The following is a 14627-nucleotide window of genomic DNA, read 5'->3' on the forward strand; positions in this document are numbered from 1 at the left end:
CAGAGAATGGATTTTGAAATGAAGAAAATTGCAATTCTATTTTCAGTAGCATTAATGACTGCATGTTCATCAAGTTCATCAGCATCATTGCCAGTAAAAGTTATTGATGCTAAAGCGGCAGAGAGCTGCAAGCTCATTGATGTAGTATCAGGAACTGAGATTTTCAGCTTGACGGTAGATAAGAACGTTGCATTGGCAAGACAGAATGCTGCAAATGAGGCTATCAAGCTAGGAGCTAATGCTGTTGTCATTACAGGTACTGACGTTACCGCAAATGGTAATTCGGCAACTGTTACGATGAATGCATATTCGTGCAACTGATTCAGTATTGGTGCTAGCAACCTCGGATATGAGGAGATGTGATCTTGATTGATCGCATCTTTTCATTGCCATCTATCGATAAGGGAGTGTTCATACAGTGAAGTTATCAGGGATTGTATGTGTTCTGTGTGGTGTTTTTCTTACTTCTAATGCTATTGCTGCGATTTCTGAAGAGGGAAGTTCTGTACAAAAGTCCCTCTCTGAAGGCAAAAAATGTATGGCGACATGGAGTAATGAAAGTTCTAAGGAAGGCCAAAAGACAGAGATTTTCGCAGTGAGGGAGCTGGATGATAAGACCCAATACTACGTTTCTCACTCGAATGAGTACCCAAAGATATGGACTTGGGACTTTAGACTTATGGGCATCAAGTGCGAGTAGTACCCTAAGCAAGCATCATATAGAAAAGAAGTCTGATGCTACGTTGAAAATAGGGTGCCCTGATAGCACTACCTGCGTAGTTGCTTGAATCACATGCGGTACAAACTAGTGGTGCAGTTGACAAAACGTTAACTTATGCCTTCTCAATGAGATCTGTTTGTTACTAATTGGTGATGACATCAATGGTTCGAAGCCCAAGCATTCCTTGGGCTTTTTTGTGGTCTATTCAATAAAAACAGCTCGCAGTTCTTGATGCCATAGAGGGTGGTGGCCATGGGGGATCCTTTGTCTGCGGGCCGGCGGCCCTGAAATCGTGCAAGGGCCCGATTCTGGCATTGTGGCCCCCCCATGGCAACGCTCATGGCCGGATGGGCTGGTTTTACCAGTCAGGCTGAGTGGAGAAGGGAGGGGGCCGCGCGCCAGCACACGCTGGTCTGGGACGGGATGCGCTGCGGCATCAAAGGGGGAGACCGAGGGAGGAGGCCCTTATGCTGCACACCTGGCCGGATAGGACGACAGGGGGCAGGACGCCTCACAGGGAAGCACACCTGGCCGGATGGGGCCGCTGGGGCCGGGGAAGAAACGGCGGGGGCCAAAAACCAGAACGCGCCTGCTGGTCTGGGCGCGTTCCGGATTCAGGGGGCGGCACTCAGTGCAGGGTGGTCCACTCGTGATCGAAGACCCGTGCCCGCTCCCAGGGGGCATCCGGCAGGCTGGAGGAGAGGCCGGCGTATTTGCCCACGTCATCCATCACGATGGCGGAGAGAATGGGCAGGTGATTTTCGGTGCAATACATGCGGATGCGTTGCAGCAGGGTACGCAGTTCATCCTGGCACTGCTCCAGCCCGGCCTGCCTGGCCAGTTTGGAGTAACGAATGGTGGTGCGTTCCTTTGCAGACTCGACGAGGATGTCCCACAGCTTGCAGTCGCAGGTCGGGGTGCCTGCGGTGGCTTGGTTTGTCATAACTCTCTCCGGTGCGAAATGGTCGCTCTGTGTCGACGGGCATCTTGGCCAGTTCACCCCGGCGGGATGTTGATCCAACGCAAACAAAGTGGCGGTTGTCGGTCAGGGATACCCTGGGGAGCATTCTAGATCCAGTTCTGTGATGTTAAATGTCGTTTTTAGTTTTATTTTTGGAATAAAAATCCACAACCGTTTGCTTTTTCCATCTTTATTGATGGTGATCAAGAGGAAAGGGGAGATCCACCACTAGATTGCGCTTCTCGATAATCTTGTCAGGAGTGCACCTTGGAACTCGTCTTCGTCTTGCTCGTGCTGATCGCCGTGGTCTACGGCATCGTCAAGGATTACAACCCGCAGGCGGTGCTGGCGCTGGCGGGCATGGCCCTCTTCACCGTCGCCTACTGGCTGGGACTGCACCCCATTCTGCCCGCCGACAAGAGCACCGGCTTCGCCCTGTTCGACCTGTTCGAGGTGTTCAAGGGGATCTTCTCCTACCGTGCGGCGGGGCTCGGCCTCACCATCATGGCGGTGGCGGGCTTTGCCACCTACATGTCCCATATCGGCGCCTCCCAGGCCCTGGTGCGGGTGGCGGTCAAACCGGTGGCGGGCATCCAGTCCAGCTACCTGATGCTGGCCATCTGCTACCTGGTGGCGGTCTTCGTCTCCCTGTTCGTCACCTCCGCCACCGGCCTTGGCCTGCTGTTGATGGTCACCATGTACCCTGTGATGCGCAACCTCGGCATCAGCCCGGCTTCCGCCTGCGGCGTCATCGCCACCTCCCAGGCGTTCGAAATCGGCCCGACCCAGACCAACGCCATCTTCTCCGCCGGTCAATCCGGCATGGATCCCACCAGCTACTTCGTCGACTACCAGATCTGGCTGGTGGCCCCCATGCTGCTGGTGACCATGGTGCTGCACTTCTTCTGGCAGCGGCACTGTGACCGTCAGGAGGGCTGGGATCCGGCCCTGCATCGCGGCGAGCACGCGGAGCTTGACGAAAAAGGGGCGGACGAGGTGGCCGCGCCAACCTGGTACGGCCTGCTGCCCATCATCCCCTTCGTACTGATGATGACCTTCTCCAAGCTCCTGGTGACCAGCATCAGCGTCAGCGTGGAGGTGGCCATGCTGCTGTCGGTCTTTATCGGCATGCTGTGCGAGCTGCTGCGCACCCGCTCGGTGCGCACCGCCTTCGCGGGGCTGTCGAGCTTCCTCGACGGCATGGGCAAGGTGTTCGGCCCCGTGGTGGCGCTCATCGTCTGTGCCGAGCTCTTCGCCGAATCCCTCAAGGCCATCGGCGCCATCGATACCCTGCTGCACTCTGCCAGCAATGCCGGCATCGGCAGCGGCCTGATGACCCTGGTGATGGTGGGGCTCATCATGGTGGCGGCGGTCATCATGGGCTCGGGCAACGCAGCCTTCCTCAGTTTCTCCTCCCTGGCCCCCGCGGTGGCAGCCAAGTTTGGCGTGCCAGCGGTGACCATGCTGCTGCCGATGCAGCTCGCCTCGAGCATCGGCCGCACCGTCTCCCCCATCGCGGCGGTGCTCATCGCCTGTGCGGGCATCGCCAAGGTCTCTCCCTTCGTGGTGGTCAAGCGCACCAGCGTGCCCATGGCGGGGGCCCTGGTGACGGCGCTGCTCCTCAACTATCTGCTGTTCATGTAAAGGCTCTGGTGTAGTAGAGGCGGCGGCCAGTTGATCCACGCTGGCCGACCGCCGTTGACGAGACGGCGTCGAGTGCCCGCCCACTCTTATCGTTGCAAAAACAGTCTGTGTTTTACGCAGATTGTTCCATGGAGAAGACAATGAACGACCTCACGCGCCCGTTTTCCCTCGATACCTATCTGGCGGATCTCGCCCCGCTCATCAACCTCGACTGCGGCACCCGCACCCCGGCCGGGGTGGCCCGGGTCGCCGACATCATGACCGAGAAATATGAGGCCATCGGCTGGCAGGTGACCCGCCACCAGTTCGCCGCCGAGTGCGGCCCCTGCCTCGAGGCAACCAATGCCCCGGGGGCGGATCACTACGACGTCATGCTGGTGGGCCACATGGACACCGTCTTCCCCGAGGGGACGGCGGCCAAGCGACCGCTGAAAATCGAAGGCAATCAGGCCTTTGGCCCCGGCGTCTCGGACATGAAGAGCGGCCTGCTCTCTACCTGGTATGCCTTGAAAGAGCTGGACCCGGCCGTGCTGGCCAGGCTCAAGGTGCTGGTTTGCTGCAACTGCGACGAGGAGATTGGTTCCCCCTGGTCCAAAGCGTGGCTGGTGGAGCGGGCCAGACAGAGCGGCTGCGTGCTGGTGGCCGAGGCGGCCCGCCCGAGCGGGGATCTCATCAGCGCCCGCAAGGGCAATGCCAAGTACCGCATCACCTTCCACGGCAAGGCCTCCCATGCCGGTTCGGCCCTGGCACAAGGGATCTCCGCCATCACGGAGCTGGCCCACTGGGTGCTCGCCATCAACCAGCAGGTCAACATGGAAACCGGTACCACCATGAACGTGGGGGTGGTGCAGGGGGGGACCGGCGTCAACGTGGTGCCCGACTTTGCCGAGGCGATCGTGGATCTGCGCTTCTGGCGCAACGAAGAGGCGCAGGCGGTGCACGACCGGCTCACCTTCATGGCCAACAACCCCTTCCTCGCCGGTTGCCGGGTCGAGGTGGCGCGCCAGAGCTTCAAGCCCGCGATGCGCCCGAGCGGCTACACCGAGGCCCTGATGGCACTGGTGGAGGCGGCAGGCAGGGAGGAGGGAGTCCCTTTCACCTGGCTGGAGGCCGGTGGCGGCTCCGATGCCAATTTCACCGCGGCGGCCGGGGTGCCGTCCCTCGATGGCTTCGGCCCCATGGGGGGGGGCTTTCACTCGGAGGCGGAGTTCCTGCTGCTGGACAGCATCGAGCCGCGCATCCGCCTGCTTAAGCGGGTGCTGGGCAAGCTGGCCAACTAGGTCAACGTTAAGGACAAGCAAAACGGGAGGCCAGCGCCTCCCGTTTTTTATGTGTCGCCCTCGTGAGAGGTCATTCCTCGTCCTCCAGCAGATAGGCGAGGTGCTCCTGGCGCGCCACCTGCCAGTGGCCGAGTGTCAGCGGCGCCGCAAACCCGGGGCCGTCGGTCACCATGGTGTGGTACTCCCCCTGCTCGCCGCAGGCATCGAAGCCCCGGGTTGCCGCCAGTTGCTGCAGATCGCTGAGGGTGCCAGCATCGAGCCTGCGCCCCACCCACTCGGTGGCCAGTACCCGGGTATCGACGCAGGAGAGGTGGGCGACGATGCCGCGGGCCAGCATGTCCGCCAGCAACGCCTCGCGGGGTTGTTGCCAGAGCGGGGTGTGAACGGTGAGCCCCAGGGGGCGACAGCGCTCGCGGATCCAGTTCGGCGCGCCCCCCACGCTGTCGATGTCGCCGGTGACGACCCCATCGAGTTGCCACTCCTCTTTCAATGCCGCCAGGGCCCGTTCATAACCGAGATCGAACGGCGCTTCGATGGTGACCAGCCGATGGGGCAGTGCGAGGGCCGCCGCCTGACGGCGAACCTGTGACAGGGGATGGGCGAGAAAGCGGGGCGCTGGCGGGGCAAAGGTGATCAGGGCCACCACCTGATGGCCCGCTTCCCGGGCGTGGCAGAGGGCCTGCATGGCATCTTTGCCGCCGCTCCAGAGCAGGATGACGCGAGACATGGGGGATTTCCGCAAAGAAAAGAGGGGTCATGCTACCCAGAGTGGGGGGCGATGGCAAAGCGCGGGCCGGGGATGCGGGGATAAAAAAGCGGCTCCCACGGGGGAGCCGCTCGCACTGGGTGCCTGTTACAGCAGGATGCTGGTCAGGATGAAGCCCAGGGTACAGGAGGTCACCACCCCGATGAGGCCGGGAATGATGAAGCTGTGGTTGATGATGAACTTGCCGATGCGGGTGGTGCCGGAGCGGTCGAAGCCGATGCAGGCGAGATCGCTCGGGTAGGTCGGCAGCACGAAGTAGCCGTAGCTCGCCGGCAGGAAGGCGATCAGCAGCTTGGGTTCGACCCCCAGCGCCAGCCCCATGGGGGCGATGGCGGTCAGCGCCGCGGCCTGGCTGTTCACCAGCTTGGAGATGAGGAAGAGCACCAGGGCGTAGGTCCAGGGCTGGGCCTGCACCACGTGGGCCAGGGTCTCTTTGAGCAGCGGCATGTGGGCCTGGAAGAAGGTTTCGCTCATCCAGGCGACCCCGAACACGGAGAAGATGGCGACCATGCCCGCCTTGAAGACGGCACCGTTGGCGATCTCCCCCGGCTTGACCTTGCAGCGCATCAGTATGATGGCGCCGGCGATCAGCATCATCATCTGGATCACCAGGTTCATGGAGAGGGGGCCCGTCTTGTCCTTGATGGTAAAGACGGGGCGCAGTGCCTCATCAGCCCCCAGCAGCACCACGGCGGCGATGGCGGCGAAGAAGATCCAGGTCGACCAGTAGGCCTCTTTCGGGAACTTGGTATTGAGCAGGGTCTCGCCACCGCCGTAGATGAAGTCGCGCTGGGCGGGGTCCTTGATCTTGGCCTGGAACTCCTCGTCCTTGTCCAGAGCCTTGCCGCGGCGCAGGCTCCACAGGGCCGCGACCATGACGCCGGTCAGGGAGGAGGGGATGGCCACCATCAGGATGTCGAGCAGACCGTAGGCCTGACCCACGCCGTGGGCCGCCGCCAGGATGGAGACCATGGAGACCACGGCCACCGACACCGGCGAGGCGCAGATGGCCATCTGGGAGGCAACGGAGGCCACCGCCATGGGGCGCTCGGGGCGAATGTTCTTTTGCAGCGCGATGTCGGCGATGATGGGGAACATGGTGTAGACCACGTGGCCGGTACCGCACAGGAAGGTGAGGGTCCAGGTGGTGAGCGGCGCCAGCAGGGTGATGTACTGGGGGTGGCGGCGCAGCAGGCGCTCGGCCACCTGCATCATCAGGTTGAGGCCACCGGCGGTCTGCAGGGTGGCGGCGCAACCGATCACCGCGAGTATGGTCAGCATCACCTGCACCGGCGGTTCGCCCGGCACCAGGCCGAAGACGAAGGTCAGCAGGAAGAGACCGATGCCGCTGATGAGACCCAGCCCCATGCCACCAAAGCGGGTTCCCAGCAGCAAGCAGCCGAGTACCACCAAAAATTCCATCAAGATCATTCCATTACCTCGTGTGGTTGAATCCATGTCCCCATCGGCCAGGGCCCCGGGATCATCTGCCGTTATTTACCCCTTTAGGGAGTGATGTCATTCTGCCCTCCCTAAAGGGGTAAAAATTTGCGTTGCTTCAACAACTCGCCTTTTTCCGATTTAAGTGCATAAAAACTACGGCAGACTCGCTTTACCGGGGCCAAATCTGGTCCTGCTTCAGGGGCAATGGGAATACGAAGGGGAAACGACGGGCACAAAAAAGCCGACCCAGGGGTCGGCTTTATGCGATTCGCGTGTTGTCCGCGATCAGAACTCGGCGGTACGGGGGGTACGCGGGAAGGGGATCACGTCGCGCACGTTGCCCATGCCGGTCACGTAGACCACCAGACGCTCGAAGCCCAGGCCGAAGCCGGAGTGGGGCACGGTGCCGTAGCGGCGCAGGTCGCGGTACCACCAGTAGTCTTCCTTGTTCAGGCCCATCTCGGCCAGACGGGCATCCAGCACCTCGAGACGCTCTTCACGCTGGGAGCCGCCGATGATCTCGCCGATGCCCGGGGCCAGCACGTCCATGGCGGCAACGGTCTTGCCGTCGTCGTTGAGGCGCATGTAGAAGGCCTTGATGTCTTTCGGGTAGTTCTTCACCACCACCGGGGACTTGAAGTGCTCCTCGGCCAGATAGCGCTCGTGCTCGGAGGAGAGGTCGATGCCCCAGGAGACCGGGAACTCGAAGCTCTTGCCGCAGTTCTTCAGCACGTCGATGGCGTCGGTGTAGTCAATCTGGGCGAAGTCGGAGGCAACGAAGCGCTCCAGACGGCCGATGGCGTCCTTGTCCACGTGCTGGGCGAAGAACTCCAGATCGTCGCGGCGTTCCGCCAGCACGGCGTTGAAGACGTACTTCAGCATGGCTTCGGCCAGGGCGGCGTTGTCTTCCAGGTTGGCGAAGGCCACTTCCGGCTCCACCATCCAGAACTCGGCCAGGTGGCGGCTGGTGTTGGAGTTTTCGGCGCGGAAGGTCGGCCCGAAGGTGTAGACCTTGGACAGGGCGCAGGCGTAGGTTTCGACGTTCAGCTGGCCGGACACGGTCAGGAAGGTCTCCTTGCCGAAGAAGTCCTTGTCATAGTCCACCTTGCCTTCGGGGGTGCGCGGCAGGTTTTCCATGTCCAGGGTGGAAACGCGGAACATCTCGCCGGCCCCTTCGGTGTCGGAGGCGGTGATCAGCGGGGCCGCGATCCAGAGGTAGCCCTGTTCGTGGAAGAAGCGGTGAATGGCCTGGGAGAGGCAGTTGCGCACCCGGGTCACGGCACCGACGATGTTGGTGCGGGCACGCAGGTGGCCCTGCTCGCGCAGGTACTCGATGCTGTGGCGCTTGGCAGACATGGGGTAGGTGTCCGGATCTTCGACCCAGCCCACCACCTTGACCTCGGTGGCCTGCAGTTCGAACGCCTGGCCGCTGCCCTGGGACTCGACCACGGTGCCGGTCACTTCGACGGAGCAAGCTGTGGTCAGACGTTGCACTTCATTCTCGTAATTGGCCAGGGTATTGGGGGCGACGGCCTGCACCGGATGGAAGCAGGAGCCATCGGAAACGGCCAAAAATGAGATCCCCGCCTTGGAATCGCGGCGGGTCCGGATCCACCCTTTCACAGTCAGGGTGGTGCCGACCGAATACTTACCGGCCAGCACATCAACTACGGATGCGTGCGTCATCGAAATATTGTCTCCAGCTTGTTCTTGCAGCGCTATTTGCAACACTAGGAGTCTGGCCCGGGCGCAGTTGGCCCACCATGGCAGACTAAGCCGTTCATCTTACCCGCGCAGGTTTGATAAACAAGCAAAAATGTCGGACCCTTGCGGGGATTTCCCCATGCATCGTGCATGGATCATGGCGGCTGGACGGGGGTGAGGGTGAAGGAGCGCAGGCGGGGGCCGGATGGCTGGATACGGGTGTTGCAGGGGCTGGTGATCCTCTGCTGGGGCGGCTTTGTCGCCCTGCTCTCCCTCTATCACTTCGCCCGGCCAGAGGTGGCTTACGGCTTTCTGGTCTATGGGGGCGTCAAGGTGCGCCAGAGCTGGGACCCCCTGCTCACCCCCTGGCTGGAGCGCGGGCTCTGGGGTTGCTGTCTGCTGACCCTGGTGGTGCTGGTGCTGGCCCGTGGCCGCAGCCGTCGGCAGGAAGATGCCCGCCACGTCAATCTCTTCATCCTGCTGCTGATCCTGGTGGCCTGCCTGCTGCTTTACTACCGGGGCTGAGGGCCGTCGCCGTCATCCAGCCCCTGAGAGGCGGGGCGTTTGCCTATCTGGCGCTCCATGCTGTCGAGCATCTGGTTATAGGCGAGCGCCACCCGGCCAATCTCGTCCCCTTCATCCCCCTCTAGCCTGTGGCCGAAGTCGTTGCGATCGGTGGCCTCCTCCATGGAGCGGGTCAGCTGGTTGAGGGGGCGGACTATCCAGGTGCGGATGACCCAGAGGGTGAGCAGGAGTCCCAGCCCGAAGATGAGGGTGAGACTCAGGGCCGAGGTGAGGATGTTCTGCTCCACCCGGGTAAACAGGGTGTCGAGGGAGTAGTCAAAACGCACCGCCCCCAGCACGGTGTTTTCCGGCACCTGGTGGCAACTGGTGCAGTCGGTACCGCGAAAATCCTTTCTGGCCAGCAGCGGGCGGGTCACCACCAGTCGGCTGTGCATGCCGTCATGCTCTACCTCCAGGCTCCCCTTGCCCGCCAGCGCCAGGGCATCAAACCTGTCCTTCGGGGCCTCGTCGTCACGGCCCGGCCCGTACTGCTTGTTGACCGCCGCCCCGCGCACGATGCGAGCATCTTCCACGTGGGCGTGATCGAGAAACTTGGCGCGCAGGGTGTCGCGGGCGTCCATCTTGCCGGTCAGCATCAGCATGTTGAGGCCGTCGAAGTAGGCCTCGGTCTGCTCGCGGCTCTGTTCCTTGATGAGGGTCAGGATGAGGTCACGCTCGCGCACCGCCTGATAGGCCGCAGAAAACACCAACACCATGGAGAAGATGAAGAGCAGGAAGAAGTTGATCTTGGCAGCAATGGAGAGGCGCATGGGACTGGTACATCTGTTGGGTAAAACCCGCGCAGTCTACTCTCCTCGCCGGACGGGTTTTGGTGTCTTGCTCACATTCTGATGAAAAAGCGTCAAAAGACCCTGCGTTCTCATGCAGGGCCCGTTCATCCGGACTCAATATTCGCCGATGGTGATGGCCTCGTGGATGGCGCCGGTCAATACCCGCAGCTCTTCAGGGGTGATGACGAAGGGAGGCATCAGGTAGATGAGCTTGCCAAAGGGACGGATCCAGGCGCCCAGCTCCACGAACTTGCGCTGGATGCGCGCCACGTCCACCCGCTCCTTCATCTCCACCACCCCGATGGCGCCGAGCACCCGCACATCCGCCACCGCCGGGTGCAGGGTCAGCTCCACCAGTTCGGTTTTGAGTTGGTGTTCGATGGCTTGCACCCGCGCCTGCCACGGGGAGGCGAGCAGCAACTCGATGGAGGCGTTGGCCACCGCGCAGGCGAGCGGGTTGCCCATGAAGGTAGGGCCGTGCATGAAGACGCCCGCCTTGCCGTCACACACGGTACGAGCCACATGCTCGGTCGTGAGCGTGGCCGACAGCGTCAGATAGCCACCGGTGAGCGCCTTGCCCAGACACATGATGTCGGGGCTGATCCCCGCCCAGTCGCAGGCAAAGAGCTGGCCGGTGCGGCCAAAGCCGGTGGCTATCTCGTCGGCAATCAGCAGCACGCCAAACTCGTCGCACAGGGCGCGCACCCACTGCAGGTAGCGGGGGTGGTAGAAGCGCATGCCGCCCGCCCCCTGGACGATGGGTTCGAGCACGATGGCGGCAATTTCCTCGTGATGATCCGCCACCAGGGTGGCCAGCTCCACCACGCTCTGCTCGTCCCACTGGGCGTGGAAGCGGCAGCTTGGCGCTTCGACGAAATGGTGTTCGGGCAGGAAGCCCTGGTAGAGCTCGTGCATGCCGCCATCGGGATCGCACACGCTCATGGCGCCGAAGGTGTCGCCGTGATAGCCGCCCCGAAGGGCAACGAATTTGGCGCGGGGCGTCCCTTTGGCATGCCAGTACTGCTGGGCCATCTTGAGGGCTACCTCCACCGCCACCGAGCCGGAATCCGCCAGAAAGACCCGATCCAGCCCCTTCGGGGTGATCTCCACCAGTTTGCGGCAGAGCTCGACCGCCGGGGCATGGGTCAGGCCGCCAAACATCACGTGGGACATCTTGCCGAGCTGGGCGGTGGCGGCCGCGTCCAGTTCCGGCACCTGATAGCCGTGAACGCAGGCCCACCAGGAGCTCATGCCATCCACCAGCTCGCGCCCGTCCGTCAGGGTGAGGGTCACCCCTTTGGCGCTGGCCACTTCATAGCAGGGCAGGGGATGGGTGAGGGAGGTATAGGGGTGCCAGACGTGGTGCAGGTCGAATTCTTGATTGGTCATTTTGTGTTCTGTTGTCAATTAATTTGATCTGGTCGGTGTTGACAGTCTACGCGTGCTCTCTACACTAGCCAACAATTTCAGCCACTTGGCTTCGCGAATGCCCTGGCGTCGCGCTGTCCAGCTGGCGGGTCTTGCGGCGAACGCTCTCTTGAGCGCGGCGCAGGATCCCACCAATAACAACCGGAAGCCATGTATGAATGTTCTTACCGCGGGTGCCCACGCCCTTCGTCACGACTGGACCCTGTCCGAGGTTCAGGATCTCTTTGCCCTGCCATTCAACGATCTGCTGTTCCAGGCCCAGACGGTGCACCGCGCCCATTTCGACCCGAACGAGGTGCAGGTGAGCACCCTGCTCTCCATCAAGACCGGGGCCTGCCCGGAAGATTGCAAATATTGTCCCCAGAGCGCTCGCTACCACACCGGGCTCGAGACCGAGCGGCTGATGGAGGTGGAAAAAGTGCTGGAGCGGGCCCGGGAGGCCAAGGCCAACGGCTCGTCCCGCTTCTGCATGGGGGCGGCCTGGCGCAACCCGAAAGAGAAGGACATGCCCTACATCCTGCGCATGATTGAAGAGGTGCGCGGGCTCGGCATGGAGACCTGCATGACGCTCGGGATGCTGACCGCCGATCAGGCGGCGCGTCTCGGGGCGGCGGGGCTCGATTACTACAACCACAACCTCGACACCTCGCCGGAGTTCTACGGCGACATCATCACCACCCGCACCTATCAGGACAGGCTCGACACCCTGGAGCATGTGCGCGGTGCCGGCATGAAGGTCTGCTCCGGCGGCATCGTCGGCATGGGAGAGCAGGCGAAAGACCGTGCGGGCCTCCTGATGGCGCTGGCCAACCTGCCGCGCCACCCGGAGAGCGTGCCCATCAACATGCTGGTCAAGGTGAAGGGGACGCCCCTGGAGAACCAGGAGAACCTGGACCCGTTCGAATTTATCCGCACCATCGCCGTGGCGCGCATCATGATGCCGGCCTCCCACGTGCGCCTCTCCGCCGGACGGGAGAAGATGAACGAGCAGATGCAGGCCATGTGCTTTATGGCCGGGGCCAACTCCATCTTCTACGGCTGCAAGCTGCTGACCACCCCCAATCCGGACGAGAACAGCGACATGCAGCTCTTCAAGCGCCTTGGCATTCGCCCCGCCCAGCGGGCCCAGAAGCCGGATCAGGTTCAAGAGGAGGAGCTGCTGGCCGAGGTAAACCGCCAGAGCGAGCCGAGCGAACTCTTCTACGATGCCACCCGTTCCCGCGCAGATGTCCTCCGTCCATGATGACGCCCGTTGTTACCGGCCCCTTTGCCCTGGGGGAGGCGCTGGCCGAGCGTGAACAGGCCACCCTGCTGCGCCGACGCACCCCGGTGGATGTGGCGAGCGGTGGGCGGATCCGGGTCGGGGGGCGTGATTACCTCAACGTCTCTGGCAACGACTACCTGGGCCTTGCGGGTCACCCCGCCATCAAGGCCGCCTTCACGGCGGGGGTGGCGCAATATGGCGCGGGGGCAGGTGCCTCGCCCCTGGTGACCGGCTACAGCCGCGCTCACCAGGAGCTGGAAGAGACGCTTGCCGACTGGCTCGGCGTGGAGGCGGTGCTGCTGTTCAACTGCGGCTTCTCCGCCAATCAGGCGGTGCTCAAGGCCCTGCTCGGCAAGGATCACCTGCTGTGGCAGGACAGGCTCAACCACGCCTCCTTGCAGGAGATGGGGAGCCAGCTCCCCTGCAAGATGAAGCGCTTCGGCCACAACGACATGGCGGCCCTTGAGCGGCTGCTTGAGCCAAACCGGGGCATGATCGTCTCGGAAGGGGTCTTCAGCATGGACGGGGATCAGGCCCCCTGGGCTGAGCTGGCCACACTCGCATCCCGAAGCGGCAACTGGCTGATGATTGACGATGCCCACGGCCTCGGCGTGCTGGGTGCCGAGGGGCGCGGCACCCTGGCAGCCCAGGGGGTGAACCCGGCCAGCGTGCACATCCAGATGGGGACCTTCGGCAAGGCGCTCGGGGTGGCCGGCGCCTTTGTGGGTGGCAGTCGCGAGCTGGTGGAGTACCTGGTCAATTTTGCCCGCCACTATGTCTACAGCACCCATATGCCCCCCGCCCAGGCGTGCGCCGTGCGCCAGAGCATCGAGCTGGTATGCGTAGCCGACGAGGCCCGTGCCCACCTGGCTCGCCTTGTCGCCCGGTTCCGGCAGGGGGTGCAGGCGCTCGGCTGGCGGCTTGGGGCAAGCGATACCCCCATCCAGCCGTTGCTGGTGGGGGAGAGCGTCGCTGCCCTGCAACTGGCCGAGCGCCTGCGGGAGTGCGGTGTCTGGGCCGGCGCCATCCGCCCGCCCACGGTGCCGGTCGGCACGGCGCGCCTTCGCATCACCCTGTGCGCTGCCCATGGCGAAGATGACGTGGATCGCCTGCTCGAGGCCCTGGGGCCCAGCCCATCCACTGACGAGAGAGGGGGCGCCCATGGTGCATGAGCGTTTCCAGTCGGTGGACAAGGCACAGCTCGCCCGCCGCTTCGGGGCGGCGGCCCGCCACTACGACGCCCACGCCCGCTTCCAGCAGGAGGTGGGGCAGTCGCTGCTGGCGCGCATGGACGAGTGGGGCGTGAAAGAGGTGCGCTCAGGGGCCGGGCTGGATCTGGGTTGCGGCACCGGTTTCTTCCTGCCTGCCCTGGCGCCGCGCTGCGAGACGCTGACCGGGCTGGATCTCGCGCCCGGCATGCTGGCCCAGGCGGCCCTTCGCGGCAGCGGAGCCCGCCTGGTGTGCGGCGACGCGGAGGGGCTGCCCTTTGCTGACCAGAGCCTGGACTGGGTCTTCTCCAGCCTGGCCCTGCAGTGGTGCGAGCGGCCGGCCCAGGCCTTTGCTGAGCTCAACCGGGTGCTCAAACCCGGTGGCCAGGTCTTCTTCTCGACCCTGCTTTCTGGGTCACTGTGGCAACTGCGGGAGGCCTGGCGGGCCGTGGATGGTCGTGACCATGTCAATCGCTTCCTGACGTTGTCCCAGTTGCAGCAGGCGGCCCGTGACGGGGGCTTCGAGGCCCCGGCACTCTGCCCGCTGACCTGGTCCCTCGCCTACCCGGCGCTCAGTGGACTGCTGCGCGACCTCAAGGGGATAGGTGCGAGCCAGGTCAACGACGAGCGGTCTGCGGGCCTGGGTCATCGCCAGCGCCTGGTGCGACTGGGGGAGGCCTACGAGCGCCACCGTCAACCGGACGGCCTGCTGGCCGCCAGCTATGAGGTCTGCCTCGGGCGCCTGGTGCGGCGCTGACACAAAAAGACCCGACGCACCCACCCCTTCAGCGGCAGGACGCGCGCCTGCCTTTCACCATGGATATCGGGGCGCCTCTGCGCCCCTGCACTGCAT

Annotated in this window: 13 protein-coding genes; 7 read left to right on the forward strand and 6 right to left on the reverse strand. The window is 63.1% G+C overall.

The features are described from left to right. Positions 1 to 18: 18 nt before the first annotated feature. Positions 19 to 321 carry a DUF4156 domain-containing protein gene (locus tag C3418_RS24030; RefSeq protein WP_146054088.1) on the forward strand — a complete coding sequence of 101 codons (303 nt, stop codon included), beginning with the start codon at positions 19 to 21 and terminating at the stop codon, positions 319 to 321. 1028 nt (positions 322 to 1349) lie between these two features. On the opposite strand, the gene C3418_RS01650 is transcribed toward C3418_RS24030, so the two are convergent. Beyond that, entirely contained in the window at positions 1350 to 1664 is a 315-nt protein-coding gene (locus C3418_RS01650) for a hypothetical protein (protein WP_010674057.1), read from the reverse strand. A gap of 285 nt (positions 1665 to 1949) precedes the next feature. On the opposite strand from C3418_RS01650, the gene dcuC reads away from it, so the two are divergent. Then, positions 1950 to 3326, forward strand: coding sequence for a C4-dicarboxylate transporter DcuC (dcuC, locus tag C3418_RS01655; RefSeq protein ID WP_010674058.1), 1377 nt, complete (start codon positions 1950 to 1952; stop codon positions 3324 to 3326). Positions 3327 to 3466: 140 nt separating this feature from the next. Next, positions 3467 to 4606, forward strand: coding sequence for a M20 family metallopeptidase (locus C3418_RS01660; RefSeq protein WP_010674059.1), 1140 nt, complete (start codon positions 3467 to 3469; stop codon positions 4604 to 4606). 70 nt (positions 4607 to 4676) lie between these two features. Here the strand turns inward: C3418_RS01660 and C3418_RS01665 are convergent, their stop codons facing one another. From C3418_RS01665 to asnS, 3 genes are all read right to left on the reverse strand, one after another. Beyond that, positions 4677 to 5333, reverse strand: coding sequence for a hypothetical protein (locus C3418_RS01665; RefSeq protein ID WP_010674060.1), 657 nt, complete (start codon positions 5331 to 5333; stop codon positions 4677 to 4679). Positions 5334 to 5459: 126 nt separating this feature from the next. Further along, the gene (locus C3418_RS01670; RefSeq protein ID WP_010674061.1) at positions 5460 to 6803 is read right to left on the reverse strand and encodes an anaerobic C4-dicarboxylate transporter; all 1344 of its coding nucleotides are present in this window, start codon (positions 6801 to 6803) and stop codon (positions 5460 to 5462) included. A 297-nt stretch (positions 6804 to 7100) separates the two neighbouring features. Then, positions 7101 to 8501, reverse strand: coding sequence for an asparagine--tRNA ligase (gene asnS, locus C3418_RS01675; protein ID WP_010674062.1), 1401 nt, complete (start codon positions 8499 to 8501; stop codon positions 7101 to 7103). 240 nt (positions 8502 to 8741) lie between these two features. On the opposite strand from asnS, the gene C3418_RS01680 reads away from it, so the two are divergent. Continuing rightward, positions 8742 to 9044 carry a hypothetical protein gene (locus tag C3418_RS01680; RefSeq protein WP_010674063.1) on the forward strand — a complete coding sequence of 101 codons (303 nt, stop codon included), beginning with the start codon at positions 8742 to 8744 and terminating at the stop codon, positions 9042 to 9044. Here C3418_RS01680 and C3418_RS01685 read toward each other — a convergent pair. Both C3418_RS01685 and bioA read right to left on the reverse strand, forming a co-directional pair. Further along, positions 9032 to 9853, reverse strand: a complete 822-nt coding sequence (locus tag C3418_RS01685; protein ID WP_010674064.1) for a HAMP domain-containing protein — start codon at positions 9851 to 9853, stop codon at positions 9032 to 9034. The two genes, C3418_RS01680 and C3418_RS01685, sit on opposite strands and share 13 nt — an antisense overlap. Before the next feature lie 135 nt (positions 9854 to 9988). Next, on the reverse strand, positions 9989 to 11263 hold the full coding sequence (bioA, locus tag C3418_RS01690; protein WP_010674065.1) for an adenosylmethionine--8-amino-7-oxononanoate transaminase: 1275 nt from the start codon (positions 11261 to 11263) through the stop codon (positions 9989 to 9991). A gap of 193 nt (positions 11264 to 11456) precedes the next feature. Between bioA and bioB the strand changes: the two genes are divergently transcribed. The 3 genes from bioB to bioC are packed head-to-tail and all read left to right on the forward strand — an operon-like array spanning position 11457 to position 14531. Further along, a complete protein-coding gene (gene bioB / locus C3418_RS01695; protein ID WP_010674066.1) occupies positions 11457 to 12545 on the forward strand; it encodes a biotin synthase BioB in 1089 nt (362 codons plus the stop codon). After that, entirely contained in the window at positions 12542 to 13738 is a 1197-nt protein-coding gene (gene bioF, locus C3418_RS01700) for an 8-amino-7-oxononanoate synthase (protein ID WP_010674067.1), read from the forward strand. The genes bioB and bioF overlap by 4 nt, the downstream gene beginning before the upstream one ends. Further along, positions 13728 to 14531, forward strand: a complete 804-nt coding sequence (bioC, locus tag C3418_RS01705; RefSeq protein WP_010674068.1) for a malonyl-ACP O-methyltransferase BioC — start codon at positions 13728 to 13730, stop codon at positions 14529 to 14531. Before bioF ends, bioC begins: the two co-directional genes overlap by 11 nt. The last annotated feature ends 96 nt before the right edge of the window (positions 14532 to 14627 follow it).

Source organism: Aeromonas sp. ASNIH8 (genome assembly GCF_002919855.1).
Taxonomy (GTDB): Bacteria; Pseudomonadota; Gammaproteobacteria; order Enterobacterales; family Aeromonadaceae; genus Aeromonas; species Aeromonas caviae.